The organism is Streptomyces sp. NPDC035033 (assembly GCF_040636735.1).
Lineage (GTDB): Bacteria > Actinomycetota > Actinomycetes > Streptomycetales > Streptomycetaceae > Streptomyces.
The window spans coordinates 88,705-113,487 of the sequence record NZ_JBEZUZ010000010.1 but is presented as its reverse complement, the minus strand read 5'-3'; the positions used below and the strand labels follow the sequence as shown (position 1 = coordinate 113,487).

Here is a 24,783-nt window from a genome sequence, read left to right as displayed (position 1 = left end):
GCCCTTCTTCTCCGGGGACTGGCTGTACCGGGCCACGGCCGGGTACCAGTCGCCGGGCTCGTCCGACAGCTCGGCACCGGCGCGGCGCCCCGCCGGCCGCCCGTCCCCTCCACCCTCGTCGAACGGGAACACAGTGAACCACCGCATCACCGGGCGCCGGCTCGCCGCCGCCCTCGTCACCCTGGCCACGGTCACGGCGGTGACGGGCACCCTCGTCACCGTCCCGGCCGCCGCCGCCCCCGCCGACGCGGCCGCCGCGGGCCGGTGCGAGCCCTCCGCGCCCGGGCTGCTGCCGGTCGGCGCCGAGGTCGTCTCCGCGGGCGCCTTCGGCTTCGTCACGTCCTGCACGGACGAGAACGGCGAGCGGACGCTGACGCTGCACAAGCCGGACGGCTCGACCGTCGTCTTCGGGAGCGAGGCGAACGTCCACGACTCCTTCTCCGACTGGATGGTGACGCAGAACCAGGGCTACCTGACCCACTACAACCCCACGCTGGGGAAGTACGCCAACCACACCCTCGGCGGCGAACTGGCGGGCGTCGCCCACGACGTCGCGTACGAGAGCCGGACCGCGGAGTCCGGCGTGGGCCGCGAGCTGTGGCAGCTGGAGAACGTCAACGGCATCGTCCGCAGGACGAAGCTCACCGACACCGTCGGCAACCAGTTCAACAAGCTCACCGAGACGGACCACAAGGTCGTCGCGGCGGGCCGGGACGCGAACGGCCGGCCCGTCGCCCTCGTCCTCGTCCGGGGCTACGGCCTCAGCAACCAGGAGCAGGTCCCCTACACCCGGCACTACGTGGTCTCCGTGCCCACCGGGACGCCGATGGTCCAGGAGACCCCGAGCGGCACCGGCGGCGACTGGGACGCGGCGACGACGGGCGCGATCACCGCGAAGTACCGCGCCCTGATCGTCAACCCGGCGGAGGGCGGCCAGCAGCTCTACGTGTACGGCCGCAGCCGGCCGATCGCGCTCACCAACGTGCCCGGGAAGGCCGTCCTCGCCGGGATCATCGGGGACACGGCGCTCTACGCCGCCCGGCGCGACCCGTACGCCGGCCCCGAGGTCCTGACGCCGCTGTACGCGCTCGACCTGACCCAGGCGGCCCCGGTGCCGGTCAAGGTCATGGAGAACTTCTCCTCCGTCGCCCACCACGGCGACGGCGGCCTGCTGGTGCGCGGCGCGACGGGCTCGTCCGACGGCCTGTTCAAGGTGGCGCCGGACTGGGCGGGCAAGCCGTCCTTCTCGCTCGTCGCGGACACCGGCCGGGTCGTGGCCCTGAAGGTGACCCGCGCGTCCCTGCCGGCGTCGGTGAGCCTGGAGAAGCCGGGCACGAGCGTCCCGTTCTCCGTCGAGCTGTCCCGGCCCGACGCGCGCGTCACCCTGACGCTCACCCACACCCGCTCCGGCAAGAAGCTCGTCCGGGAGCTGCCGCGGCTCGCCGACGGCGGCAGCGAGTTCGGGACGGCCTGGGACGGCGTCCTCGACGGCGTCAGCGCCCCGAACGGCGCCTACGCCTGGCAGGTCACCGCCACCTCCCAGGACGGGACCGCCACCGACACGCGGACCGGCACGCTCACCGTCACCCGCACCGGCAACCCGCACGACTTCACCGACAACGGCTCCACCGACGTCCTCGCCCGGGACGCCGCCGGCGTGCTGTGGCGCGACGACCTCTACGACTGGCCGGTCAACGGCCAGGCGCAGTCGGCCCGGCGGACCCGGATCGGCTCCGGGTGGAACACGTACAAGCACATCGAGGCGGCCGGGCAGATCGGCGGCGACAAGAACGGCGACCTCGTCGCCCTCGACACCGCCGGTGTCCTGTGGACCTACCCCGGCAAGGGCGACGGCACCTTCGGGACGCGGGTGCGGGTCGGCGGCGGCTGGGGCGTCTACACCAAGCTCGCCGGCGGCTCGGACTGGCAGACCACGGACGGCGCGGCGGACCTGTTCGCCGTCGACACCGCGGGCTACCTCTGGTACTACCGCGGCACCGGCGACCTGGCGAAGCCGTACGCCCCCCGGATCCGGGTCGGCGGCGGCTGGGGCGTCTACAACCAGATCACGGCCCTCGGGAACGTCGCCGGCGACGGGGGCGGCGACCTGGTCGCCCGCGACAAGGACGGCGTGCTGTGGCTCTACAAGAGCAACGGCTACGGCTTCCAGGCGCGCCAGCGGATCGGCGGCGGCTGGAACGCCTTCAGCCAGCTCGTCGGCGCGGGCGACGTGGACGCCGACGGCCGCCCGGACCTGATCGCGTACGGGTCGGGCGGCACGTACGTCTACCGCTCGACGGGCTCGGCGACCGCGCCCTTCGCGCGCATGAAGACGTGGCTGTACCCGAACGAGGGCACGAAGTTCACGAACGTGTCCTGACGGCCGGAACGGCGGGCGGGGGTCCGGCCGGAACCCGACGTGACGAACCGGGGAACCGGAACCGAACTGCCGTACAACCTTGAACGGTTGCCGTGAGTCCTGTGGTCGAGGCGCGTGGACGCCTCGACCGCGGACTTCGGAAGGAAACCCCTTGAAGCACTTCCGCCCTGCCGGCCGGCGCCTCGCCGTCGCCGTCACGGTCGCCCTCACGGTGACGGCCGGCACGGCCGCGGTCACCGCGCCCGCGCTCGCCGCGCCGCGCGCGCTCTCCGCCGCCGCGACGGAGGCGTCCCCCTCCGTCATCAGCGCCGAGGCCCGGCTGGACGGCGGCGGTACGGCCGGCTTCGTGACCTACACCCACGCCGACGGGGAGCCCCTCTTCCAGTGGCACAGGGCCGCGGACGGGGCCACGACCCCCCTGCCCTTCACGCTCGGCCTCAACAGCCCCACGCCGTCCCCCGACGGCGGCCGCGTGCTGCTGCAGACGCAGAAGACCGCCTACCGGATCCTCGACATGACGGGCGGCGCACCCGTCGACATCGACACCTCCGCCGCCGGGACGGCGGCCGTCCTGTGGGAGTTCACCGGGGACACCCTCCTGCTGGGGAAGCCCGAGGGCGAAGGCCGCACCAGCCTGCACCTCTTCTCCAGGCCCGCGGGCACGGTCGTGCACCGCGCGGTGACGGGCCTGCCCGCCGACGCGGTCATCGCGCGGGCGGCGTTCTCCCCCTCCGGCGCCCTCGCCGTCCAGTACCGGGGCACGGTCGGCGGCACCGCGCAGGAGCGGCTGGCCGTCGTCGACCTCGCGGCGGCCGAGGTCGTCGAGGACCGGGCCGTGCCCGCGTTCTACGCCAACTCCGACATCGCGGTCTCGGCCACCCACCTGGCCTGGGCCGAGCGGGGTTCCGACGGTTCCGTGACCCTGGTGACGGCGCTTCGGGGCGCGCAGGAGACGACGCGGCGGACGACCCTGCCGCCCACCGGCTCCCTCGTGACCACCTACCTGCTGAAGGACTGGCTCGTCTACGGCGACACGGCGGCGGGGAGCGTCTCGGCCGTCTCCCTCCAGGACGGCTCGGCCCTCCCCGGCCTCCTCGACGGCACCCAGCGCCTGCACGTGACCGACAGCGGCCTCCTGGCGCAGGGCTCCACGCCGGAGCACGGCAAGGGCGTGTACGCGATCGCTCCCGGCGCGGACGGCCGGCCGGCCACGACCGTCCTTGCGACCAACGGCGTGACCACGCCGACCACCGTCACGAGCGAGCAGGTGCCCGCCGGCGCCGACTTCCGCGCGGCCGGCTCCAAGGCGGTGCTGCGGTGGACGTACGGCCGCGGCGACGTGTGGGCGACCGTGCACCTGGTCCACCAGCAGACCGGCAAGACCTGGAGCCAGAGCAGGAAGCTCCTGGGCACGGCCACCGAAGCCGTCTTCGAGTGGAACGGCACCCTCCTCGGAGGGACGGCCGCGTACAACGGCGCCTACACCTGGACGATGACCGTCAAGCCGGTCAACGGCGTCGGCGGCACGGTCGAGCGGACCGGCACCCTGACCGTCGACAGCGGCACCGCCGCGCACGACTACTCCGACAGCGGCTCTCCCGACCTGCTCCTCCGGGACGGCTCGGGCCACCTCGCCTCGTACGACGTCCGGCAGTTCCTCGCCGACCCCGACGGGGAGTGGGAGCGGACCGAGCGGGGCGGCGGCTGGTACGTCTACGACCGGCTGCTGTCCGCCGGGAACCTCGACGCGAGCCCGTACGCGGACGTCGTCGCCCGCGACAAGTCCGGCGTCCTGTGGCTGTACTCGGGCACCGGCCACTCCCTCGCCGCGCCGGTCCGGATCGGCGGCGGCTGGGACGTGTACGACAAGCTGGCGGCGGGCTCCGACCTGACCGGCGACGGCCGCCCCGACCTCGTCGCCTCCGACGAGGCGGGCGTCCTGTGGCTCTACAAGGCCACCGGCGACGCCGCCAAGCCGTTCGCCCCGCGCGCGCGGATCGGCGGCGGCTGGAACACGTACGACCTCCTCACCGCCCCCGGCAACCTCGGCGGCGCGGCCTCCGGCGACCTCCTCGCCCGCGACCGCGACGGCGTCCTGTGGCTCTACCTCGGCAAGGGCGACGGCACCTTCGCGCCCCGCACCCGCGTCGGCGGCGGCTGGGGCGTCTACGGCCAGGTCGTCAACATCGGCGACGTCGACCGGGACGGCCGCGCCGACCTGCTCGCCGAGAGCGGCACGCAGCAGGACCCCTGGCTCACCGTCTACAAGGGCACCGGCGACTGGCAGGCCCCCTTCGGTCCCGCCGGCACGGTCGGCATCCCGCCGTACGCCTCCCCGTACGGCACCCGCCCCGTCCTCTTCTGACCCTTCCGCCCGCAGTCCCCCCACCTGCCGTCTCGCGCCTCCCCACCGGCGTCCACCGACCGCATCGCCACCTCTGGAGCCGTCCATGAGATTCACCCGACGCCGTCTCGCCACGGCCGCCGCCGTCGCCCTCGCCGTCACCGCCGGAGTCCTGACCGCCCCCGCGGTCGCGGCCGGGCCGCCGGTCGCCGTGGCGGGGGCGGCCGGGAGCACCGGTACGGAGCAGGGGGTCCCGGTGATCCAGGACGGCGGAACGCTGTACGGCGCCGGCCCGTCGGGGTTCCTGACGTGGCACTCCGCCGACGGCGTCAGCTCGTCCGTCTGGACCCGGTACGCGGACGGCTCCACCACGGCCCTGCCCCACGGCACCGCCCCGTACCGGCCCCTCCGGGGCACCGACGTGGTCGTCAAGGTCGACGGGCTGGTCCACACCTTCCGTGACATGGGCGCGGACGCCGACCCCGTCGTCATGGACCTCGGCACGCTCGGCCCGGGCTACCAGGCGGGGTACCCGACCGGGCCCGCCTCCCTGGTGACGGTGTGGTCGAACCCGTCCGGCGGCGAGGAACTGCGCCTCGTCACCGCGACGGCGGAGGGACTGCGCGCGGAGCCGGTCACCGGCCTGCCCGCCGGGGCCGACATCACCTCCTTCTCCGCGCCCTCCCCCGGGACCGTCCTGGTGCGGTACGCGGACCCCGCCGACACCACCGCCACCTCCCGCATCGCCCTCGTCGACACCGCGCGGGCCGAGCGGGTGGTGGACGTGGCGCCCGCCCACCCGGCCGCCTCCGTCGCCGCCTCCGCGACCCACCTCGCCTGGGTCGAGCAGCCGTCCAGCTCCACGGCCACCGTCGTCGTCATGGCCCGGGGCGGCACCCCGGCGACCGCCCTGCGCATCCCCCTGACGAAGGCGACGGGCGTGTCGGTCAAGCTGATCGACGGGTGGGTGCTCTACGGCATGGGCGGTCACGACAAGTCGTACTCGACCCCGAACCCGCTGTACGGCGTCACCGCCCGCTCCCTGACCGGCGCGACGTCGCTCAAGGTCCTCGACACCTACACGGCGTCCGCGCCGGGCCCGGACGGCACCGTGCTCGTGCGGGGCGGCACCCTCGCCGCCGGCGAGGGCATGTACCGGATCGCCCCGGGACCGGACGGCACACCGGTGGCACGGCAGGTGGCGAGCACCGGCCGGCCCACCGTGGTGACGCTGCTGGGCAGCAACCTCCCGGCCGTCATGAACCTCGACAACCGGCACCCGGTGCCCCTGACCTGGCGCCTCAGCAACACCAACGTCGTCGCCACCGCCACCCTCACCCACGTGGCGAGCGGGCGGTCCCGGACGCTGAAGCTCTGGGCCGACGCCAACGGCACCGCCGAGGATTACTGGGGCGGCGAGTTCGACACCGACGTGCCCGGCCCCAACGGTGCCTACACCTGGCGTCTGATCGCCAAGCCGCACAACGGGATCGGCCCGGCCCTCGACACGACCGGCACCTTCCGCATGCAGCGCCCCGTCGTCCCGCACGACTTCGACGACAACGGGCTCCCCGACGTCCTGTCCCTCTCCGAGACCGGCGGGTTCTACCGGAACACCGTCGTCTTCATCGGCTCCTCCTGGGACGCCGCCAGCAACGGCAGCTCCCTCTCCGTCCTGGGCTCCGGCTGGAACGTGTACGACCGGATCGTCCCCACCGCGAACGTCGGCGGCGCGGCCCACGCCGACATCCTGACCCGCGACCGCGCCGGCGTGCTCTGGCTCCACCAGGGCAACGGCACGGGTCTGGCCCACCGGGTCAAGGTCGGCGGCGGCTGGCAGGTCTACGACCAGATCACCAGCGCCGCCGACCTCACCGGCGACGGCCGCACCGACCTGGTCGCCACCGACAGGACCGGCGTCCTGTGGCTGTACAAGGGCACCGGCAACGCCACCGCCCCGTTCGCCGCGCGCACCCGCGTCGGCGGCGGCTGGAACGCCTACGACAAGATCGCGGCCGTCGGCAACCTCGGCGGCGCCCCCGCCGGCGACCTCGTCGCCCGCGACCGCGACGGCGTCCTGTGGCTCTACCTCGGCAAGGGCGACGGCACCTTCGCCGCCCGCACCCGCATCGGCGGCGGCTGGAAGGGCTTCACCCAGATCATCGACGTCGGCGACCAGAACCGCGACGGCCGCGTCGACCTCATGGCGGTCGACGGGACCGGCCCGGCCCTCTACCGCGGCACCGGCGACTGGAAGCGGCCCCTGGCGGCCCGCAACGACATGCACGACTACTACCTGGGGAGCGGCACCTACTACTGAGGCCCGGCCGGGGCCAGCGGGACGGTCGCCCAGACCGTCTTGCCGACCGTGCGGGCCTTGACGCCCCAGGTGGTGGCGAGGGCGGCTACGAGGAGGAGTCCGTAGCCGCCCTCGTCGGGGTGCGGGACCGGCGCGGGGCGGCGCTCCCCGCGGGCGTCGGAGAGCGCGACGTGGAGGCGGTCCCCGGTCCGCTCCATGCGGAGCTCGAAGTCCCGGCCGGGCACCCGGCCGTGCAGCACCGCGTTGTTCGCCAGCTCCGCGACGACCAGCTCCGCCGCCTCCGCCGCGGGGCCCGCCACGCCCCAGTCGCGCAACTGCTGCACCGCCAGCAGGCGGGCCAGGCGCGCGCCCCGGGGCGTGGGGCTCAGGCGAAGCGCGAACTCCGGCGCGCACTCACTGGTCGGAGTGATGATTTCCGGCTTCATGGCTTCGAGGGTGGCCCCCCGGCCCTACGCTGACCAGCAGCGACGCCACGACGCTGGGTAACTGTACGGGTACGCCAAGAGGGCGGTACGGATGTCGGGGAACAAAGAGGAGCGGCCGGAGAAGCCCTCCGAAGCGGACGGTACGGCGCACTTGTTCAAGGCGCTGGGGAAAATCATCAAGGTGCTGCGGACGAACGCGGGGCTGAGCCAGGCGCAGCTCGCGGCGGACACGCATTGCAGCGAGGACCTGATCTCCTCGATCGAGAGGGGGGTACGGACGCCACAGCCGGATTTCCTGCTGCGTGCGGAGAAGGTGCTGGGGGCGGGGGGTGTGCTGGCGGCGGCGGTGGAGGACACGGAGAAGGCGCTGGCTCGGGTTCGGGTACGACACCCGGATTGGTTCCAGAGCTTCGCGAAGGAGGAGGCACGAGCGCTGGCGGCGCACTATTACGAAGTGCAGGCAGTGCCGGGCATTCTTCAGACGCCCGCGTACGCACGCGCACTCTTCGAGCGCAGTCGCCCCATGCTGGACGAGGAGACGATCGAGAAGCGGGTCGTCGACCGGATCTCACGGCAGGCGCTCTTTGAACGTTGGCCTGCGCCGACGCTCACTTTTGTACTGGAGGCAGCTGTCTTGCTTCGTCCCTTCGGCGGACGGGACATCCATCGCGAGCAACTTCGGCGGGTCCTTGAGGTGGGCCAGCGCCGGACCGTGGAACTCCAGATTCTGATGCTCGACAGGGACGACCACCCCTACCTGGGCGGGGCCTACACACTGCTGACACCGCCGGGACGGCGGGAGGTTGCGTATACCGAGATCTACGGGCACGCGCGACTGATCACCGACCCTGAAGAGGTTCGCCAACACTCCGAGCGTTATGGAATCCTGCGCTCGCAGGCACTCTCCAAACGGGAGTCCCTGACCTGGATCGAGAAACTGCTGGGAGAACGATGAGCACCGCGGATCTTGCCTGGTTCAAGAGCAGCTACAGCGACGCCTCCGGCGGCAACTGCATCGAGGTCGCCTACGACTGGCGCAAGTCCAGCTACAGCGGCGGCGAGGGCGGCGAGTGCGTCGAGGTCGCCGCTCACCCCACCACCGTCCACGTCCGTGACTCCAAGGTGCCCCACGGCCCGCAGCTCGCCCTCTCCCCCGCCGCCTGGGCGGCGTTCGTCGCGGGGGCGCCTCGCGCGTGAACGGCGGAACCGCCCGGCCCCAGGGAGGGGCCGGGCGGTTCGTCGCGTCAGATGAGGTGGCTCATGCCGCCCCAGCCCTGGCCGATCTTGACGCCGGCCTTGAGGCTGTTGCTCATGCTGGCGTAGTGGTACAGGTCGCCGGTGCTCGCGATGGTGGCGACGACGTCCGCGCGGCCGTCGCTGTCGATGTCGGCGAGGGTGAGCTTGCCGATGCCGCCCCAGTTCTGGCCGATCTGGATGGCGGGGGCCACGCCCGTGGACGTACCGACGTACAGGTTCAGGTTGGCGGTGGCGTCGACCTGGGCGACCAGGTCCGCGCGGCCGTCGCCGTTGAAGTCGCCGGCGGCCAGCTTCGACATGCCGGACCAGCCGGAGCCGATCTGCTTCGTGTACGTGACGTCCGTGCCGGTACCGCTGTAGAGGCGCAGGCTCGCGTCGTCCTTGCGGACGGCCGCGATGTCGGCCTTGCCGTCACCCGTGAAGTCGCCGGCGACGAAGTCCTCCATGGCGTTCCAGCCGGTGCCGATGACGGTGTGGGACTTGAAGCCACCGCCGCCGTTGCCGAGGTAGAGGTGGAGCTCGCCGGTGGCGGCCGCACGGGCCACCAGGTCGGCGTCGCCGTCGTTGTTGAAGTCGGCCGCCTTGACCTTGTCCATGCCGCCCCAGCCCGTACCGGCCTCGCTGGAGGCGAACTGGCCCTCGCCGTTGCCGGCGTACAGGCGGAGCTTGTCGTCGGCGGCGCTGATGCTCAGCAGGTCGTCGTTGCCGTCGCCGGTGAAGTCGTGGTCACGGGGGACGACCGGCTCCGAGGGGTACGGGTCCTGGTCGTCCGCGCCGAGGCCGGCCCGGGGCCCGCAGGTGGGCCAGGCGCCTTCGCCCTGGGCGGCGAGGACCTTCTCGCCGATGAGGATCTGCTCCGTCTTGGACGCCTGGTGGGGGTACGCGGCGTAGGCGCCGCCGCCGTACGCGTCCCAGGTCGACTTCAGGAACTGGAGGCCGCCGTAGTAGCCGTTGCCGGTGTTGATGGACCAGTTGCCGCCGGACTCGCACTGGGCGACCTTGTCCCAGGTGGCGACGGACGCGGCGGAGGCGGGGGAAGCGGCGGTGAGGGGGATCAGGGCGGCGAGGGCGGACGCGGCGAGGAGGGGGAGGGCGGCGCGGCGCGGGGCGTGCGAGGGCATGGCGGGCTGACCTTCGTGTCGGGAGGGAGGGGGGCCGGTCGGGGCTCGTGGGGGCCCGTTCCTTCGGGAACGGGCCCCCACCGGTCGCCGCTTAGATGAGGTGGCTCATGCCGCCCCAGCCCTGGCCGACCTTCACGCCCGCCTGGAGGCTGTTGCTCTGGCTCTTGTAGAGGTAGAGGTCGCCGGAGCTGGCGATGGTGGCGACGACGTCGGCGCGGCCGTCGCTGTCGATGTCGGCGAGGGTGAGCTTGCCGATGCCGCCCCAGTTCTGGCCGATCTGGATGGCGGGCGCCACGCCCGTGGACGTACCGACGTACAGGTTCAGGTTCGCGGTGGCGTCGACCTGGGCGACCAGGTCCGCGCGGCCGTCGCCGTTGAAGTCGCCGGCGGCGAGCTTCGACATGCCCGCCCAGCCGGAGCCGATCTGCTTGTCGTAGTAGACGTCCGTGCCGGTGCCGGCGTAGAGGCGGAGGGTGGCGTCGTCCTTGCGGACGGCGGCGATGTCGGCCTTGCCGTCGCCCGTGAAGTCGCCGGCGACGAAGTCCTCCATGGCGTTCCAGCCGGTGCCGATGACGGTGTGGGACTTGAAGCCGCCGTTGCCGTTGCCGAGGTAGAGGTGGAGCTCGCCGGTGGCGGCCGCACGGGCCACGAGGTCGCCGTCGCCGTCGTTGTTGAAGTCGGCGGCCTTGACCTTGTCCATGCCGCCCCAGCCCGTACCGGCCTCGTGCGAGGCGAAGTCGCCGTCGCCGTTGCCGGCGTACATGCGCAGCTTGCCGTCGCTCGCGCTCACGCCGAGGAGGTCGTCGTTGAGGTCGCTGGTGAAGTCGCGGTCGCCCTTGCTGTACGAGGCCGGGGTCGCGCCGACCGGGGAGATGTAGGCGCTGATGCGCTGGCCGATGCCGCTCGGGGTGTCGCCGACCTGCTTCTGCGAGGCGCTCACCGCGACGTCGGCGACCCGGTCGCTCCAGTTGCCGTGGGTGGTCAGGATCGAGCCGTCCGCGTTGACGGCGGTGACCATGCCGACGTGCTGCGCCCAGCCGCCCGAGTAGTTGAAGACGACGGCGTCGCCGACCTGGGGCTGGTACGAGGACGAGGTGTGCAGGGTGCCGTTGGCCTGGCCGTAGGAGTAGAAGGAGGAGGCCGCCGCGGTCGTGCCGTTGACGTTGAAGTCGGAGTTCTTCCAGACCCACTTCACGAAGTCCGCGCACCAGGGTTCCGCCTCGGTGCCCGTGGAGGTGTTGCAGCTCGTCATGAAGCCCGTGCCGCCGAGGGAGTTGGTCGAGCAGGCGTGGTCGCCGAGCTGGGCCCGGGCCAGGGCGGCGGCCTGCGCGGTGGTGTCGGCGAAGGCGGGGGCGGTGGCGAGGCTCAGGGTGCAGCCCATGGCGGCGAGGATGACGCCGGTGCCGGAGAGGGTACGACGGGTGCGGGCGGTCATGGCCATGTCAGGTCCTTCGGGGTTCGGGTACTGCCGGGGAGGTTTCGGAGGGGCCCGCGCGGTCCGTACGACTGCTGCCCTGCAGGAGCAGCGGTCGGGAAGGGGACGACGAGCGGGCGAGGGCCGGGGCCGGAGCCGGGGCTTGGGCGGAGGGCCGGGGCCGAGGGCCGGGAGGTGGAGCCGGGGGGCTTGGGCCGGGGGGCTTGGGCCGGGGGGCTTGGGCCGGGGCCGGAGTCAGGTGGGCTTGAGGCCAAGGCCCGGGGGCCGGGGCCGGGGTGGCCGGAGGGCCTGGGGCCGGGATGGCCGGGATGGCCGGGCGATCGGGGGCCGGGCGGGTTCTACTGCCAGATCATGTCGTCGGTCGTGACGACGACCGCTCCGTCGCCGGGGAGCGCCGCGGCGGTGGCCCGCGGGGCGGACGGGGCGGCGGTGAGGTCCGCGGCCAGGGCGGCGGCGGGGGCGGCGAGGGCGAGGGCGGCGACCGCGGCGGCCAGGGCGAGACGGGTGCGGATCACGACGGGGTCCTTAACTGAGTCGGTGGGTCCGGACGGGCGTCCGGGCGGGTGGGTCCGGGCGGGAGCCCGGGCGGCCCGAACCGGTCGCGTCCCGCGGTGACGCCGCTCCGGTTCCTGCCGGCCGGTCGGTGTCCCTTCCGGCGCTCACTACTTTCGTCGCCGCTCGGGGGCACCGGAAGGGTTTCCGGGTGGCCCGAAAGGGCCTTGGACCGTTCCGTCCAGCGCCCGCGGGCCGGGGCCGGAAAGGGACAGGTCCTGTTCGAGGAGGGGCGCCATCAGCGGGACCTGGGCCTCCAGGAGGGACCAGCCGTCGAACTCGGGGCAGTCGCGCAGGACGCGCCGGCACACGGCGCGGGCCGCCGCCTCCGCCTCGGAGAGCCGGTCCGCCAGGAGGTAGAGGCCCAGGACGGGATGGGGCAGCGCGTGCGCGTGGAGGGAGACGTGTTCGACGCGCTCCTCGGGCCGGGCGCGGCCGAGGACGAGCGCGCGGACGCGGGTGCGGGAGGGAAGGGGGGCGGCACCGCCGAGCGCCGCCAGACGCGCGTGGACGAGGTACATACCTATGAGCCAAACAGGACGGGGCGCCCGGCGACACCGCTGACCAGAGGCCCCTTCCGGCCTTGGCCCCTTCCGTCCAACCCGTGCCCGGACCGTGCTCCGCGAAGATCCGCTATGGCATGATCATGCAGCCCGAGAAGGGCGCTGGTGAAGTCTCTCGGGGGGTCTGGAGATGCTGGCCGTACTGGGTCTCGACGCGTGCGCGGAGGCCGTCTACCGCACGATGCTGGCGCAGCCGCAGGCCGGTGTGGCCGCCCTCGCCGCCGCCACGGGACAGACCGAGGAGCAGGTCCGGGACGCGCTCGACCTGCTGAGCGAGCTGGCGCTCGTCCAGCCCTCCGCCGAGCGGGAGGGACGGCTCCGGGCCGTCTCGCCGGACATCGGGATGGAGATCCTGCTCGCCCGCCAGCACGCCGAACTCGCCGCCCAGCAGCAGCGGGTGGAGACCTCGCGGGCCGCCGCCGCGCGGCTGATAGCCGAGTTCGCCGACCTGCGGCCGCAGGCCCCGAGCCCCGGGGTGGAGCAGCTGGTCGGGATCGACAGCATCCGCGAGGCCCTGGCCCGGCTCACCCGCGAGACGACCGCCGAGGTGATGACCTTCGCCCCCGACGGCGCCCACACGCCGGAGTCGATCGCGGCGGCCCGCCCGCTCAACGAGCAGCTGCTGGGCCGCGGCATCCGGATGCGGACCATCTACCTCGACAGCGCCCGCAACAGCCCGCACACCGTCGAGTACGTCAGCTGGCTGTCGGAGCGCGGCGCGCGGATCCGGACCGCGCCCACGCTGCCGACCCGCATGATCATCACGGACCGTTCGACCGCCGTCATCCCGGTCGACAGCGACGACACGGCCGCCGGCGCCGTGGTCCTCACCGGGCAGGGCACGCTCACCGCGCTGTGCGCGCTCTTCGAGACCACGTGGGCGTCCGCCCGGCCGCTGGGCGAGGCGGGGGCGCGCAACCCGCAGGGGCTGACCGGCCCGGAGGCGACCACCGTCCGGCTGCTCTCCGAGGGCTTCACGGACGAGGCGATCGCCAAGCGGCTCGGGGTCTCGCAGCGCACGGCCCGGCGGATCGCCACCGAGCTGATGGAGCGCCTCGGTGCCCGCAGCCGGTTCGAGGCGGGCGTGCGGGCGGTCCAGCACGGCTGGCTCCCGGCCCGGCCCTCCTGAGTCGCCTCCCCTTCACCGAACCTTCAACCACATCCGCGTAACAAGAGATTGACGTCGATTCAGATGTCGATCGGCCTGGGCTACCCTGTGGCCCATGCAGGGGGAATTGGAAAACGACTCTAGTTTGGCCGGCAGCGGCGCGATACCGCTCGACGCGGACGACCCGCGCCGGATCGGCGCCTTCCGTCTGCTCGGCGTGCTCGGGTCCGGCGGGATGGGGCGCGTGTACCTGGGCGCGGTCCCGGGGACGTACGCGGCCGTGAAGCGGGTGCTGCCCTCGCTCGCCGAGGACGCGGACTTCCTCAGCCACTTCGGGCACGAGCTGGATAACCTGGCGCGACTGCCCGCCGGGGCCAGCACGAAGCTCCTCGCGAGCGACCGGCTCGCCAAGCCGCCGTGGTTCGCGACGGCGTTCATCCCGGGCGTGACGCTCAACGACGCGCTGCGGCTCAACGGGGGGCCGCTGCCCGCCGACGCGCTGTGGCGGCTGCTGCGGGAGGCGGCGGCGGGGCTGCGGGCGGTGCACGCGGCCGACATGGTGCACCGGGACCTCAAGCCGTCCAACGTGATGCTGACCGGGGACGGGCTCTCGCTCATCGACTTCGGGGTGGCGCGGGCGGCCGACCAGAGCCGGCTGACGAAGACCGGGATGATCATCGGGACGCCCGCGTACATGGCGCCCGAACAGGCCGTCGCCGACCGGGTGCTGACCGGGGCGGCGGACGTCTTCGCGCTCGGCAGCCTCGTGCTGTACGCGGCGAACGGACGGCCGCCGTTCGGCGACGGCTCCGGGCACGACCTGCTCTACCGGGTCGTGCACGGCGAGCCCGACTTCGGGCGGCTCGCGGAGGTCGACCAGGACCTGGCGGACCTCGTCCGGACCTGCCTCGCCAAGGACCCGGACGACCGGCCGACCGCCGGCGAGCTGGTCGGCCACGCGGACGCGCGGGCGGCGGGGGTGGCGTGGCCGGAGCCGGTGGCGGCGCGGATCGCCGAGCGGACCGCCTTCGCGGCCGGGGCGCCGACCGCCGAGGCGCTGGCCGAGCTGGAGGCCGCCGACCCCTCGCAGGACGTCGACACGGCCCCGCTGACCCCGCAGCCGCCGGTGCCGCCGCCGACGGACCCGGCGTTCCTCCTCACCGGGAGGCCGGCCGGCGGGCGGGACCACAGGCGGCGGAACCGGCTCGTCCTGCTGGCCGTGCCCGTGGTGATCACGACGGGCACGACGCTGACGCTGACCCTGGCCCCGTACGAGCAGTGGCGCGCGGGCGCGGAGGAGCGGCCCTCCGCCTCCCCGACGGCCGTGGTCGCCCCGCCGGCGCACCCGCCGTCCTCGACCGCGCCCGGGGCGAAGCCGTCGGCCTCCGCCAAGCCCCCGTCCGCGCGGCCCTCCGCCCCGGGGTCCACGGCCCCGCCGTCGCCCGGGGCCCCGCCGCCCGTGGACGGCGGCGGAACCGCCTCCGGCGGAGGCGGGGGCGCCGTCGGGGGCGGCGGCGGTGGCACGTCGACCACCGGCGGCGGCACGTCGTCCTCGGGCGGTACGGCCTCCGGCGGCTCCTCGGACGGATCCAGCAGCACCTCGGGCGGTTCGTCCTCCGGCGGTTCGTCCTCCGGCGGGACGACCACCACCCGCCCGACGACCTCCGCGCCCCGCCCCACGACGACCGCGCCCAAGCCGCCGCCCTCCGGCGGGAGCGGGTCGGTGCCCGCGGGGACGTACTCGCTGGAGAACGGGACCAGCGGCGACTGTCTGGCGGAGCGGCAGCAGTACAACCAGCCGGGCGCCACCTCGACGCGATGCGGCTCCAGCACGGACGCCGTCGGCTACTCCTGGACGTTCAAGACCCAGGCGGACGGCTCCTTCCGGCTGGTCAGCAAGAAGTCCGGCAGGTGCCTGGACGTCGTCAACAGCTTCTCGGTCTCGGTCTCCGCCTGCACCGGCGCGGGCTCCCAGTCGTGGAAGTTCGGCTCCTCCGCCTCGGCCGGCCGCCAGCTGGTGAACGCGGGCAACGGCCAGTGCCTGTCGGTCAACCCGGGAGCACTGATCACCTTCACCTGCAACGTCTCCCACGCCAGCCAGTACTGGCGCACCATCGGCGCCCTCTAGCCGCCGGCCCGCGCGGGCGCGGTGAAGACCGGGACCGTCACCCCGTCGTCGCCCGTCCGGAAGGCGACCTCCAGGTCCATGCCGATCCGGAGGTCGCCTTCCGCCACGTCCACCACCTCCGTCATCATGCGCGGGCCCTCCGCCAGGTCGACGACCGCCGCCACGTAGGGGACGCGGTCGCCGAAGGGCGGGAGGTCGTTGCGGTGGACGACGGACCAGGTGTAGAGGGTGGCGCGGCCGGTGGCCGGGCGCCATTCCACGTCCTCGCTCCAGCAGTGGGGGCAGAACTCGCGGGGGTAGTGGTGGGGGCGGGCGCAGGCGCGGCAGTGGCGGAGCAGGAGGCGGCCTTCGGCGGCGGCGTCCCAGTAGGGGCGGGTGAAGGCGTCGATGTCGGGGGTGGCCGTCACGAGAAGAGTCCGATCGCCGCGTCGAGGGACCAGGTCTGCCAGGACATCGCGAAGAGGGCCACGAGGGAGATGAGGGCCATCATCGCGTTCTGCCCCTGCTCGGCCCAGTCGTGGATCATGAGGACGAGGTAGAGGAGGTTGAGGAGGAGGCCGCCGACCAGGGCGACCGGGGTGAGGAAGCCGGTGACCAGGCCGAGGCCGAGGGCGAGTTCGGCGTAGACGACGACGTACGCCATCAGCTTGGGGCGGGGGGCGACGACGGTCCCGAAGCCGTTCCTCACCGCCGCCCAGCGGTGCTTGCCGGCGACGTCCGCCGCCCACGCGATGCCGGTGCCGCGCTCGAACCAGCCCTTCCTGTCCTTGTGGCGCCAGCTCTCCAGCCACCACAGGCCGAGGCCGATGCGGAGGACGGCGAGCCATTCGGCGCCGGTGAGCCAGACGGTCTGCATGCGCGAGCCTCCTCGACGGACCCCGACATCTGACGGTACGTCAGTTCAGCGCACCTCGGGGCGGACCGCAAGAGCCGCGCGGCGTGACCGTTTCGCAACCGAAACCCCTCTTGACCGAGACCCACTACGTGTACACGTCATTACGCTCAGCGTTCATGGTCACCACCACCCCCCAAGAACCGGTGTACGTCATCGGCGCCGGACCCGGCGGGCTCGCGGTCGCCGCCACCCTGCGCGCCCGTGGCGTCCGCGCCGTCGTCCTGGAGAAGTCCGGGGCCGTCGGCACCTCCTGGCGCGGCCACTACGACCGGCTGCGGCTGCACACCACCCGGCGCCTCTCCGCCCTGCCCGGCCTGCGGATCCCCCGCTCGTACGGCCGCTGGGTCGCCCGCGCCGACCTCGTGCGCTACCTGGAGGCGTACGCCGAGAAGCACGAGCTGGACGTGGTCACGGGCGTCGAGGTGCACCGGATCGAGCCCGCCGAGGGCGGCGGCTGGCTGCTGCACGCGACCGGCGGGCGGCGGCTGACCGGCCGGGCCGTGGTCGTCGCCACCGGCTTCAACCACACCCCGAGCCTGCCGCGCTGGCCGGGGCTCGACACGTACGGGGGCGAGCTGATCCACGCGCGGGAGTACCGGAACCCGGAGCCGTACGCGGGCCGGGACGTGCTCGTCGTCGGCATCGGCAACACCGGCGCCGAGATCGCCGCCGACCTCGCCGAGGGCGGCGCCGCGCGGGTCCGGATCGCCGTCCGGACCGCCCCGCACGTCCTCCGCCGCACGACGGCCGGCTGGCCCGCGCAGCGCAGCGGCATCCTCGTCCGGCGCCTCCCCGTCGGGCTCGTGGACCTGCTCGGGCGGGGCCTCGCCCGGTTCGCCTCGCCGGACCTCTCCGCGTACGGCCTGCCCCGTCCGACCGCCGGCCTCGCCAGCCGCGTCCGGGAGGGCGCCATCGCCGTCCAGGACGTCGGCCTCGTCGACGCGATCCGGGCGGGGAAGGTCGAGGTCGTCGCGGCCGTCGAGGACCTGGACGGCCGCGAGGTGGTGCTCGCCGACGGCACCCGGATCGCCCCGGACGCGGTGATCGCCGCCACCGGCTACCGGCGCGCCCTCGAACCCCTCGTGGGCCACCTCGACGTCCTCGACGAGCGCGGCCGGCCGGTCGTGCGCGGCGCCCGCTCCCCGCGCCACGCACCGGGTCTCTACTTCACCGGCTTCACCAACCCGATCTCCGGGATGCTGAGGGAACTGGCCATCGACGCGGAGCGGATCGCGCGGCGGATCGCCCGCACGAAGTAGCCGTCCGCCCCGGGACCCCGCCCCGGCGGGGTCTTCGCGCTTCCTGCCCGCCGCCCCATTCCTGACTGAGCGTCAGTTCTGTAATCTGACTGAGCGTCAGGTCACTTGTCCGGGACGCGTCCTGCACGGAAGGGCGGAGCGGAACGATGCTTGGATCGACTCACGGCACCTTCACCACCGGTCTGCGCGCCCGGGTGGACGCCTGCGGGGAGTCCCCCCGCGCCGCCGTCCACGGGCACGCCGCCGCGCCCGGCGACGTCGACGTCAGCGGGCGGGCGCTCTACGCCGAGGTCCCCGACCTCGACCGCTTCTTCCGGCCCCGGTCCGTCGCCGTCGTCGGCGCCTCCGACGCCGAGGGGCGGCCCAACACCGGGATCACCCGGCAGCTGCTCGCCTGGGCGGAGCGGGTCGGGGCGGAGCTCGTGCCCGTGCACCCGACCCGTACCGCCGTCTTCGGCGTCGCCTGCGTGCCGTCCGTGAAGGACCTGCCCGGGCCCGTGGACCTCGCCGTCCTGCTGGTCGCCGACCCGCTGCCGGTCATCGAGGAGCTGGGCGAGGCGAAGGTGCGGTTCGCGGTCGCCTTCGCCTCCGGCTTCGCCGAGACCGGCGAAGCCGGGGCCTTCGCCCAGCGGCGGCTCGCCGAGGCCGTGCGGCGCGCCGGCGTCCGGCTGCTCGGCCCCAACACCAACCTCAACGCCTTCGAGCGCTTCCGCGACGACCTCGAAGGGCCCGCCGTCGCCCTCATCACCCAGTCCGGGCACCAGGGCCGGCCCGTCTTCGCCCTCCAGGAGCTGGGCGTCCGGCTCTCCCACTGGGCGCCGACCGGCAACGAGGCCGATCTGGAGACCGCCGACTTCCTCTCGTACTTCGCCTCCCTGCCGGAGGTCGGCGCCATCGCCGCGTACGTGGAGGGGCTCAAGGACGGGCGCTCCTTCCTGCTCGCCGCCGACCGCGCGGCCCGCGAGGGCGTGCCGGTGGTGGTCGTGAAGGTCGGCCGGACCGAGACCGGGGCGCGGACCGCCGCCTCCCACACCGGGAAGCTGACCGGCGCGGACCGGGTGGTGGACGCGGCGATGCGGCAGTTCGGGGTGATCCGCGTCGACGGGCTCGACCAGCTCCAGGACACCGCGACCCTGCTCGCCCGCGCCCGCCGGCCGGTCGCCGACGGCGTCGCCGTCTACTCGATCTCCGGCGGCACGGGCGCCCACTTCGCCGACCTCGCCACGGCGGCCGGGCTCCACCTGCCCACCCTCCCGCAGGCCAAGCAGGACGAGCTCCACCAGTGGATACCGGAGTACCTGCGCGTCGCCAACCCCGTCGACAACGGCGGCCACCCGGTCGGCGACTGGCGCGGCCGGAAGATCATCGACGCGATCCTCGCCGACCCGTCCGTCGGGGTGCTGATCTGCCCGATCACCGGCCCCTTCCCGCCCATGAGCGACAGGCTCGCGCAGGACCTGGTGGACGCGGCGGAGGCCACCGACAAGCTGGTGTGCGTGGTGTGGGGCTCGCCCGTCGGCACCGAGGACGCCTACCGCACCACCCTCCTCGGCTCCTCCCGCGTCGCCACCTTCCGCACCTTCGCCAACTGCGTCGGCGCGGTGAAGGCGTACCTCGACCACCACCGCTTCACCGCCGGCTACCGCTCCCCCTTCGACGAGGCCCCCCGCACCCCCTCGCCATCCTTCCGCAAGGCGCGGGCCCTGATGCGGCCCGGCCTGCGGCTCAGCGAGCACGCGGCGAAGCAGCTGCTGCGCGCGTACGGCGTCCGCGTCCCGCGCGAGCAGCTCGTCACCAGCGCGGCGGCGGCCGTCCGGGCCGCCGGGCTCGTCGGCTACCCGGTGGTGATGAAGGCGTCCGGCGCCCAGCTCGCCCACAAGACGGAGCTGGGACTCGTGAAGGTCGGCCTGACGTCGGCGAGCCAGGTCCGGGACGCGTACCGGGACCTCACCGACATCGCCCGCTACGAGGGGATCGAGCTCGACGGCGTCCTCGTCTGCCAGATGGTGGGGAAGGGCGTCGAGATGGTCGTCGGGGTGACCCGCGACGAGCTGTTCGGCCCGACGGTCACGGTCGGCCTGGGCGGCGTCCTGGTCGAGGTCCTGAACGACACCGCCGTCCGCGTCCCGCCCTTCGGCGAGCGGGAGGCCCGCTCGATGCTGGACGAGCTGCGCGGCCGGGCCCTCCTCGACGGCGTGCGCGGGGCGCCGCCGGCCGACGTCGACGCGCTCGTCGAGGTCGTGCTCCGGGTCCAGCGGATGGCCCTCGAACTCGACGGCGACCTCGCCGAGCTGGACGTCAACCCGCTGATGGTGCTGCCGCGCGGTCAGGGCGCGGTGGCCCTGGACGCGCTCGCGGTCTGCCGATAGGAGCCCCCGTGGACGAGGTACTCCACTCCGTCGAGAACGGCGTCTCGTGGATCACGCTCAACCGCCCCGAGGCGATGAACGCGGTCACCTGGGACCAGCGGGAGCGGATCGTCGCCCTGCTGGCCGACGCCTCCGCGGACCCGTCCGTGCGCTGCGTGGTGCTCACCGCCACCGGGCGCGGCTTCTGCGCCGGCGCGGACCTGCGGGGCTCGCCCGCGGCGCCGGACGGGCGGGCGGCCGGGGACGTGGCCCGGATGATCCGCCTGGGCGCGCAGCGGTTCGTCGCGGCCGTCATGGACTGCGAGAAGCCGGTGATCGCGGCGGTCAACGGCACGGCGGCGGGCATCGGCGCGCACCTCGCGTTCGCGTGCGACCTGGTGATCGCCGCCGAGTCCGCCCGCTTCGTCGAGGTCTTCGCCCGCCGGGGCCTCGTCCCCGACGGCGGCGGCGCGTACCTCCTGCCGCGGCTGGTCGGCCCGCAGCGGGCGAAGGAGCTGATGTTCTTCGGCGACGCCCTGCCGGCGGCGGAGGCGCGGGCGATGGGCCTGGTGAACCGGGTGGTCCCGGCGGACGAGCTGGAGAAGACGGCCCGCGCCTGGGCCGAACGCCTCGCCCAGGGCCCCACCCGCGCCCTCATGCTGACGAAACAGCTGGTCAACGCCTCCCTGGACACCGACCGCGCGACCGCCTTCGCGGCGGAGGCGGTCGCCCAGGAACTGAACATGACGACCCGCGACGCCCAGGAGGGCGTGGCGGCCTTCGTGGAGCGGCGGGAGGCGCGGTACGAGGGGCGGTGACCCGGCAGGTCGGGCCGCCCCGGGTGTTCCCATCTGACGCTCCGTCAGTTTCAATGCTGGGCATGATGGGACACGCGGGGATGGCGGCCAGCGCCGTCCGACACCTGAGAGCGGCCGGGGCGCCCACGGCCGTCGAACCCCTCCCCCGGCCCGCCCTGCGGGCCGTCCGGGAGGACGAGCGGGCGCCCGTCGATCCGGCGGAGTTCCGGCGGGTGCTCGGGCACTTCGCGAGCGGCGTCACCCTCGTCACGGCGGTGGACGGCGACGGCCCGGCCGGCTTCGCCTGCCAGTCCTTCGCCTCGCTGTCGCTGGATCCGCCGCTGGTGGCGTTCATGGTCGCCCGGACCTCCACCACCTGGCCCCGGATCGCCGCCGCCGGGACCTTCTGCGTCAACGTGCTGGGGGCCGGCCAGGGGCCGCTGTGCCGGGCGTTCGCGGTCAGCGGCGCCGACAAGTTCGCGGGCGTGGAGTGGTCGCCCGCGCCGGTGACCGGCTCGCCCCGGCTCGCCGGCGTGCCCGCCTGGATCGACTGCGCGATCACCGCCGTCCACACCGGCGGCGACCACCTCATCGTGGTGGGGCGGGTGGAGGCGCTGGGGGCGGTGGAGGAGGGCGGCGAGCCACTGCTGTTCCACCGGGGGCGGTTCGGGGGGTTCAGCGGCGGGTGAGGACGCGGGGGTCCTTGGGGGCGTCCGCGTAGTAGACGATCTCCGGGGCGGACGGGGTGCCGGTCACGTCCCACTGGAGCCAGTTCGCCCCGGCCTCGCATGCGGTGGTGACGGAGATGTGGGGGCTCCAGCGCGGCCGGGGGGCCTCAGCGAAACTCCAGCTCGCGCCCTGGTCGTGGCACCACTTCGGGACGGCGCGGCCGGAACCGTCCTCCTCCCTGAACTCGGCCATGTACGCGATGCCCGACAGCACCGCCTTCCCGTCCGCCCTCAACGTCACCACGCCCCCCTCCCCGTCCTCGTACCGCCCCACCAGGTCCGCCCGGGAGGGCTTCGGCGGGTCCTCCGGCCCCAGCACCCCCGTGTACGTCCCGATCCCGGCGATCGTCGCCGCCGCCGGCACCATCAGCAACACCCACAGCGGCCACGGCCGCTTCCCCCAGCTCCCCATGCCCCCATCATGCCCGGCGGCGGCGGATGACGAGGGCCATGAGGGCGGCGGCCGCGCACAGGGCGCCGGAGGCGTACCAGACAGGGTCGTAGGAGCCGAAGACGTCGCGGGCGACGCCGCCCGCGAAGGCGACGGCGGCGGCGCCGACCTGGTGGGAGGCGAGGACCCAGCCGAAGACGATCGCGGAGTCCTCGCCGTAGTGCTCGCGGCAGAGCGCGATCGTGGGCGGGACGGTGGCGACCCAGTCGAGGCCGTAGAAGACGATGAAGAAGATCATCGGTGGGTGGACGGCCGGGGCGAGCAGCACGGGCAGGAAGAGGAGCGAGATCCCGCGCAGGGCGTAGTAGACGGCGAGCAGGCGGCGGGCCTCGAAGCGGTCGGTGAACCAGCCGGAGGCGATCGTGCCGACGACGTCGAAGACGCCGATGACGGCGAGGAGTCCGGCGGCGGCCGTGACCGGCATGCCGTGGTCGTGCGCGGCGGGCACGAAGTGGGTCTTCACCAGGCCGTTGGTGGAGGCGCCGCAGATCGCGAAGGTGCCGGCGAGGAGCCAGAAGGGGCCCGTGCGGGCGGCCTTGAGGAGGACCGTGACCGCGCGGCGGGCGGCGCCCGTGACGGGGGCGGGCTTCTCGGCGTACTCGCCGCCGTACGGGGCGAGTCCGACGTCCGCCGGGTGGTCGCGGAGCAGCAGCCAGACGAACGGGACGACGGCGAGCGCGGAGAGGGCGACGGTCACGGCGGCCGGGCGCCAGCCGTGGTCCTCGACCAGCCAGGAGAGGAGGGGCAGGAAGACGAGCTGGCCGGAGGCGCCGGCCGCCGTCAGGATGCCGGTGACCAGGCCCCGGCGGGCGGTGAACCAGCGGTTGGTGACGGTCGCGGCGAAGGCGAGCGCCATGGAGCCGCTGCCGAGGCCGACGAGGACGCCCCAGTAGAGGACGAGCTGCCAGGCGGCGGTCATCCAGACCGTGAGCAGGGAGCCGAGGGCGATGACCGTGAGGGCCGCCGCCACGACCCTGCGGATGCCGAAGCGGTCCATCAGGGCGGCGGCGAACGGGGCGGTGAGGCCGTAGAGGGCGAGGTTCACGGAGACCGCGAAGCCGATCGTGCCGCGCGACCAGTCGAACTCGGTGTGGAGCGGTTCGATGAGCAGGCCCGGCAGGGAGGCGAAGGCGGCCGCGCCGATGATCGTGACGAAGGTGACCGCGGCGACGGACCAGGCGCGGTGGAAGCGGGGGGTGCGGGGGACGCGGGCGGGGGTGGAGGGGCGGTGCTCCGTTGTCTGGGCCATGCCATCGAGGATCGCGGCCGGGGCCCGCCCCCACCATTGGCCCGGCTGCCACGTTTCCAACGGATCGGGCCAACGGATCGGGTCGCCGCGCCCCCGCCCCCGCCCCCGCTCACGTCGCCCTCGGCAGCTCCCTGATCGGCCGGACCGCCAGCAGCGCCGCCACCACCAGCACCGCGATCCCGGCCCCCGCGAGCAGCACCGCCTCCGTGCCCACCGCGCCCGCCACCGGGCCGGACAGGGCCCGGCCGACGCCCATCATCAGCAGGGATCCGGCCACGTCGTAGGCGTGCATCCGGTTCAGGGCCTCCTGCGGGACGTGCGTCTGGACGGCCGTGGACCACATGACGAGCCAGTACGCGAAGGCCGTGCCCGCCACGAACTGGCCGGCCGCCAGGGCCGCGACCGGCGCGCCGAGGCCGAGGAGCGCCAGGTTGACCGGGAGGCCGAGGAGGGCGACGGCGCCGGAGGCGAGGGGGCGGCGGGGGCGGATCCGCAGGGCGAGGAGGCCGCCGAGGGCGCTGCCCGCGCCGTTGACCGCCATCAGCACGCCGTACGCGGCCGAGCCGTGGCCGCCGGTCACCAGGCTCGCGGTGAGCGGCACCATCGGGCCCGCGACGGTCAGGCCGTAGACCGTCCAGATGGAGATGACCCCCCACAGCCAGCTCCGCGAGCGGAACTCCCGCCAGCCGAGGACGAGTTCGGCGCCGAGGGAGCCGCGCCGGCGGCCTTCGGCGGGGGCGGGCGGCAGCCGCATCAGCAGGAAGCAGGCGGCGCTGACGACGAAGGTGGCGGCGTTGGCGGCGAAGGCCGCGCCCGCGTTCCAGGCGGCGACGAGGAGGCCCGCGAGCGCGGGTCCCGCCATCGTCATCAGGGCCTCCGCCACCCTGAGGACGGCGTTGGCGCGCTGCACGTCGGGGGCGATGCGCGGGATGGTCGAGGCGACGCCCGGCTGGAAGAGCGCGGCGCCGACGCCGGCGACGGCGGAGAGGGCGTACACGGCCCACAGCGGCGGGCTGCCGGCCGCGAAGGCGACGGCGAGCAGCAGCGCGCCCGGCAGCCGCAGCAGATCGGCGAGGATCATCATGCGGCGGGCGGTGAAGCGGTCGGCGAGGACGCCGCCGAAGAGGACGAAGGCGGCGAAGGCGGCGGTCCACAGGCCGAGCGCGTAGCCGACGGAGGAGGCGGGCCGGCCGGCGCCGAGGAGGCCGGCGGCGAAGGCTACGGGGACCGTCCCCTCGCCGAGGACGGCGGCGGCGCGGGCGACGAAGAAGAGCCGGAAGTCGCGGTTCCACAGCGGGGGCGGGGCAGCCGGGGCGAGGGCCCTCGGGGCGGGGATCCGCGCGACTGGCGCAGACTGGTGGGTGTTGTCCGTCACGGGCAGCCAGTCGTACCACCGAGTGGTCTGGACCACCAGTGATTTTTC

At 74.2% G+C, this 24,783-nt stretch carries 21 protein-coding genes; 11 read left to right on the top strand and 10 right to left on the bottom strand.

The window, feature by feature from the left end; translation table 11 throughout:
* Positions 1 to 133: 133 nt before the first annotated feature.
* The 3 genes from AB0E83_RS07140 (at position 134) to AB0E83_RS07130 (ending at position 7,044) form a co-directional block, all read left to right on the top strand.
* On the top strand, positions 134 to 2,380 hold the full coding sequence (locus AB0E83_RS07140) for a hypothetical protein (RefSeq protein WP_362107173.1): 2,247 nt from the start codon (positions 134 to 136) through the stop codon (positions 2,378 to 2,380).
* 151 nt (positions 2,381 to 2,531) lie between these two features.
* On the top strand, positions 2,532 to 4,745 hold the full coding sequence (locus AB0E83_RS07135; protein WP_362107170.1) for a VCBS repeat-containing protein: 2,214 nt from the start codon (positions 2,532 to 2,534) through the stop codon (positions 4,743 to 4,745).
* A gap of 85 nt (positions 4,746 to 4,830) precedes the next feature.
* Positions 4,831 to 7,044: a VCBS repeat-containing protein gene (locus AB0E83_RS07130; protein ID WP_362107167.1), complete on the top strand. Its 2,214-nt coding sequence runs from the start codon at positions 4,831 to 4,833 to the stop codon at positions 7,042 to 7,044.
* Here AB0E83_RS07130 and AB0E83_RS07125 read toward each other — a convergent pair.
* On the bottom strand, positions 7,038 to 7,469 hold the full coding sequence (locus tag AB0E83_RS07125; protein WP_362107164.1) for an ATP-binding protein: 432 nt from the start codon (positions 7,467 to 7,469) through the stop codon (positions 7,038 to 7,040). The two genes, AB0E83_RS07130 and AB0E83_RS07125, sit on opposite strands and share 7 nt — an antisense overlap.
* Before the next feature lie 91 nt (positions 7,470 to 7,560).
* Between AB0E83_RS07125 and AB0E83_RS07120 the strand changes: the two genes are divergently transcribed.
* Both AB0E83_RS07120 and AB0E83_RS07115 read left to right on the top strand, forming a co-directional pair.
* Positions 7,561 to 8,424, top strand: a complete 864-nt coding sequence (locus AB0E83_RS07120) for a helix-turn-helix transcriptional regulator (RefSeq protein ID WP_362107162.1) — start codon at positions 7,561 to 7,563, stop codon at positions 8,422 to 8,424.
* On the top strand, positions 8,421 to 8,666 hold the full coding sequence (locus tag AB0E83_RS07115; protein ID WP_362107159.1) for a DUF397 domain-containing protein: 246 nt from the start codon (positions 8,421 to 8,423) through the stop codon (positions 8,664 to 8,666). The genes AB0E83_RS07120 and AB0E83_RS07115 overlap by 4 nt, the downstream gene beginning before the upstream one ends.
* A gap of 47 nt (positions 8,667 to 8,713) precedes the next feature.
* Here the strand turns inward: AB0E83_RS07115 and AB0E83_RS07110 are convergent, their stop codons facing one another.
* The 4 genes from AB0E83_RS07110 to AB0E83_RS07095 form a co-directional block, all read right to left on the bottom strand.
* Complete coding sequence (locus tag AB0E83_RS07110) at positions 8,714 to 9,847, bottom strand: FG-GAP-like repeat-containing protein (RefSeq protein ID WP_362107156.1); 1,134 nt, start codon at positions 9,845 to 9,847, stop codon at positions 8,714 to 8,716.
* 91 nt (positions 9,848 to 9,938) lie between these two features.
* Positions 9,939 to 11,288, bottom strand: a complete 1,350-nt coding sequence (locus AB0E83_RS07105; protein ID WP_362107153.1) for an FG-GAP-like repeat-containing protein — start codon at positions 11,286 to 11,288, stop codon at positions 9,939 to 9,941.
* Between the two features lie 332 nt (positions 11,289 to 11,620).
* On the bottom strand, positions 11,621 to 11,797 hold the full coding sequence (locus AB0E83_RS07100; protein ID WP_362107150.1) for a hypothetical protein: 177 nt from the start codon (positions 11,795 to 11,797) through the stop codon (positions 11,621 to 11,623).
* 147 nt (positions 11,798 to 11,944) lie between these two features.
* Positions 11,945 to 12,355: a hypothetical protein gene (locus tag AB0E83_RS07095; protein ID WP_362107147.1), complete on the bottom strand. Its 411-nt coding sequence runs from the start codon at positions 12,353 to 12,355 to the stop codon at positions 11,945 to 11,947.
* 172 nt (positions 12,356 to 12,527) lie between these two features.
* On the opposite strand from AB0E83_RS07095, the gene AB0E83_RS07090 reads away from it, so the two are divergent.
* Both AB0E83_RS07090 and AB0E83_RS07085 read left to right on the top strand, forming a co-directional pair.
* On the top strand, positions 12,528 to 13,526 hold the full coding sequence (locus tag AB0E83_RS07090; protein WP_362107144.1) for a LuxR C-terminal-related transcriptional regulator: 999 nt from the start codon (positions 12,528 to 12,530) through the stop codon (positions 13,524 to 13,526).
* A 94-nt stretch (positions 13,527 to 13,620) separates the two neighbouring features.
* On the top strand, positions 13,621 to 15,633 hold the full coding sequence (locus AB0E83_RS07085; protein WP_362107141.1) for a protein kinase: 2,013 nt from the start codon (positions 13,621 to 13,623) through the stop codon (positions 15,631 to 15,633).
* On the opposite strand, the gene AB0E83_RS07080 is transcribed toward AB0E83_RS07085, so the two are convergent.
* Positions 15,630 to 16,040 (bottom strand): Zn-ribbon domain-containing OB-fold protein, encoded by a 411-nt coding sequence (locus AB0E83_RS07080; RefSeq protein WP_362107138.1) that lies wholly within the window; start codon positions 16,038 to 16,040, stop codon positions 15,630 to 15,632. The genes AB0E83_RS07085 and AB0E83_RS07080 overlap by 4 nt on opposite strands.
* Positions 16,037 to 16,489, bottom strand: coding sequence for a DoxX family protein (locus tag AB0E83_RS07075; RefSeq protein ID WP_362107135.1), 453 nt, complete (start codon positions 16,487 to 16,489; stop codon positions 16,037 to 16,039). The genes AB0E83_RS07080 and AB0E83_RS07075 overlap by 4 nt, the downstream gene beginning before the upstream one ends.
* 155 nt (positions 16,490 to 16,644) lie before the next feature.
* On the opposite strand from AB0E83_RS07075, the gene AB0E83_RS07070 reads away from it, so the two are divergent.
* The 4 genes from AB0E83_RS07070 to AB0E83_RS07055 all read left to right on the top strand — a co-directional run bounded on the left by AB0E83_RS07070 (position 16,645) and on the right by AB0E83_RS07055 (position 21,621).
* Positions 16,645 to 17,787, top strand: a complete 1,143-nt coding sequence (locus AB0E83_RS07070) for an NAD(P)/FAD-dependent oxidoreductase (RefSeq protein ID WP_362107132.1) — start codon at positions 16,645 to 16,647, stop codon at positions 17,785 to 17,787.
* 146 nt (positions 17,788 to 17,933) lie between these two features.
* The gene (locus AB0E83_RS07065; RefSeq protein ID WP_362107129.1) at positions 17,934 to 20,156 is read left to right on the top strand and encodes an acetate--CoA ligase family protein; all 2,223 of its coding nucleotides are present in this window, start codon (positions 17,934 to 17,936) and stop codon (positions 20,154 to 20,156) included.
* Positions 20,153 to 20,953 (top strand): enoyl-CoA hydratase-related protein, encoded by an 801-nt coding sequence (locus AB0E83_RS07060; protein ID WP_362107182.1) that lies wholly within the window; start codon positions 20,153 to 20,155, stop codon positions 20,951 to 20,953. Before AB0E83_RS07065 ends, AB0E83_RS07060 begins: the two co-directional genes overlap by 4 nt.
* 53 nt (positions 20,954 to 21,006) lie before the next feature.
* Positions 21,007 to 21,621 (top strand): flavin reductase family protein, encoded by a 615-nt coding sequence (locus tag AB0E83_RS07055; protein ID WP_362107127.1) that lies wholly within the window; start codon positions 21,007 to 21,009, stop codon positions 21,619 to 21,621.
* Here the strand turns inward: AB0E83_RS07055 and AB0E83_RS07050 are convergent.
* The 3 genes from AB0E83_RS07050 to AB0E83_RS07040 all read right to left on the bottom strand — a co-directional run bounded on the left by AB0E83_RS07050 (position 21,608) and on the right by AB0E83_RS07040 (position 24,771).
* Positions 21,608 to 22,072, bottom strand: a complete 465-nt coding sequence (locus AB0E83_RS07050) for a hypothetical protein (protein ID WP_362107124.1) — start codon at positions 22,070 to 22,072, stop codon at positions 21,608 to 21,610. The genes AB0E83_RS07055 and AB0E83_RS07050 overlap by 14 nt on opposite strands.
* 7 nt (positions 22,073 to 22,079) lie before the next feature.
* Complete coding sequence (locus AB0E83_RS07045; RefSeq protein ID WP_362107121.1) at positions 22,080 to 23,360, bottom strand: MFS transporter; 1,281 nt, start codon at positions 23,358 to 23,360, stop codon at positions 22,080 to 22,082.
* Between the two features lie 109 nt (positions 23,361 to 23,469).
* Entirely contained in the window at positions 23,470 to 24,771 is a 1,302-nt protein-coding gene (locus tag AB0E83_RS07040) for an MFS transporter (protein WP_362107119.1), read from the bottom strand.
* Positions 24,772 to 24,783 lie beyond the last annotated feature (12 nt).

Excerpts from the sequence above, each read along its gene's own strand:
- AB0E83_RS07130 (WP_362107167.1), top strand. The coding sequence starts at position 4,831 with ATGAGATTCACCCGACGCCGTCTCGCCACGGCCGCCGCCGTCGCCCTC.
- AB0E83_RS07125 (WP_362107164.1), bottom strand. The coding sequence starts at position 7,469 with ATGAAGCCGGAAATCATCACTCCGACCAGTGAGTGCGCGCCGGAGTTC.
- AB0E83_RS07120 (WP_362107162.1), top strand. The coding sequence starts at position 7,561 with ATGTCGGGGAACAAAGAGGAGCGGCCGGAGAAGCCCTCCGAAGCGGAC.
- AB0E83_RS07115 (WP_362107159.1), top strand. The coding sequence starts at position 8,421 with ATGAGCACCGCGGATCTTGCCTGGTTCAAGAGCAGCTACAGCGACGCC.
- AB0E83_RS07110 (WP_362107156.1), bottom strand. The coding sequence starts at position 9,847 with ATGCCCTCGCACGCCCCGCGCCGCGCCGCCCTCCCCCTCCTCGCCGCG.
- AB0E83_RS07105 (WP_362107153.1), bottom strand. The coding sequence starts at position 11,288 with ATGGCCATGACCGCCCGCACCCGTCGTACCCTCTCCGGCACCGGCGTC.
- AB0E83_RS07095 (WP_362107147.1), bottom strand. The coding sequence starts at position 12,355 with ATGTACCTCGTCCACGCGCGTCTGGCGGCGCTCGGCGGTGCCGCCCCC.
- AB0E83_RS07090 (WP_362107144.1), top strand. The coding sequence starts at position 12,528 with ATGCTGGCCGTACTGGGTCTCGACGCGTGCGCGGAGGCCGTCTACCGC.
- AB0E83_RS07085 (WP_362107141.1), top strand. The coding sequence starts at position 13,621 with ATGCAGGGGGAATTGGAAAACGACTCTAGTTTGGCCGGCAGCGGCGCG.
- AB0E83_RS07075 (WP_362107135.1), bottom strand. The coding sequence starts at position 16,489 with ATGCAGACCGTCTGGCTCACCGGCGCCGAATGGCTCGCCGTCCTCCGC.
- AB0E83_RS07070 (WP_362107132.1), top strand. The coding sequence starts at position 16,645 with ATGGTCACCACCACCCCCCAAGAACCGGTGTACGTCATCGGCGCCGGA.
- AB0E83_RS07065 (WP_362107129.1), top strand. The coding sequence starts at position 17,934 with ATGCTTGGATCGACTCACGGCACCTTCACCACCGGTCTGCGCGCCCGG.
- AB0E83_RS07055 (WP_362107127.1), top strand. The coding sequence starts at position 21,007 with ATGCTGGGCATGATGGGACACGCGGGGATGGCGGCCAGCGCCGTCCGA.
- AB0E83_RS07050 (WP_362107124.1), bottom strand. The coding sequence starts at position 22,072 with ATGGGGAGCTGGGGGAAGCGGCCGTGGCCGCTGTGGGTGTTGCTGATG.
- AB0E83_RS07045 (WP_362107121.1), bottom strand. The coding sequence starts at position 23,360 with ATGGCCCAGACAACGGAGCACCGCCCCTCCACCCCCGCCCGCGTCCCC.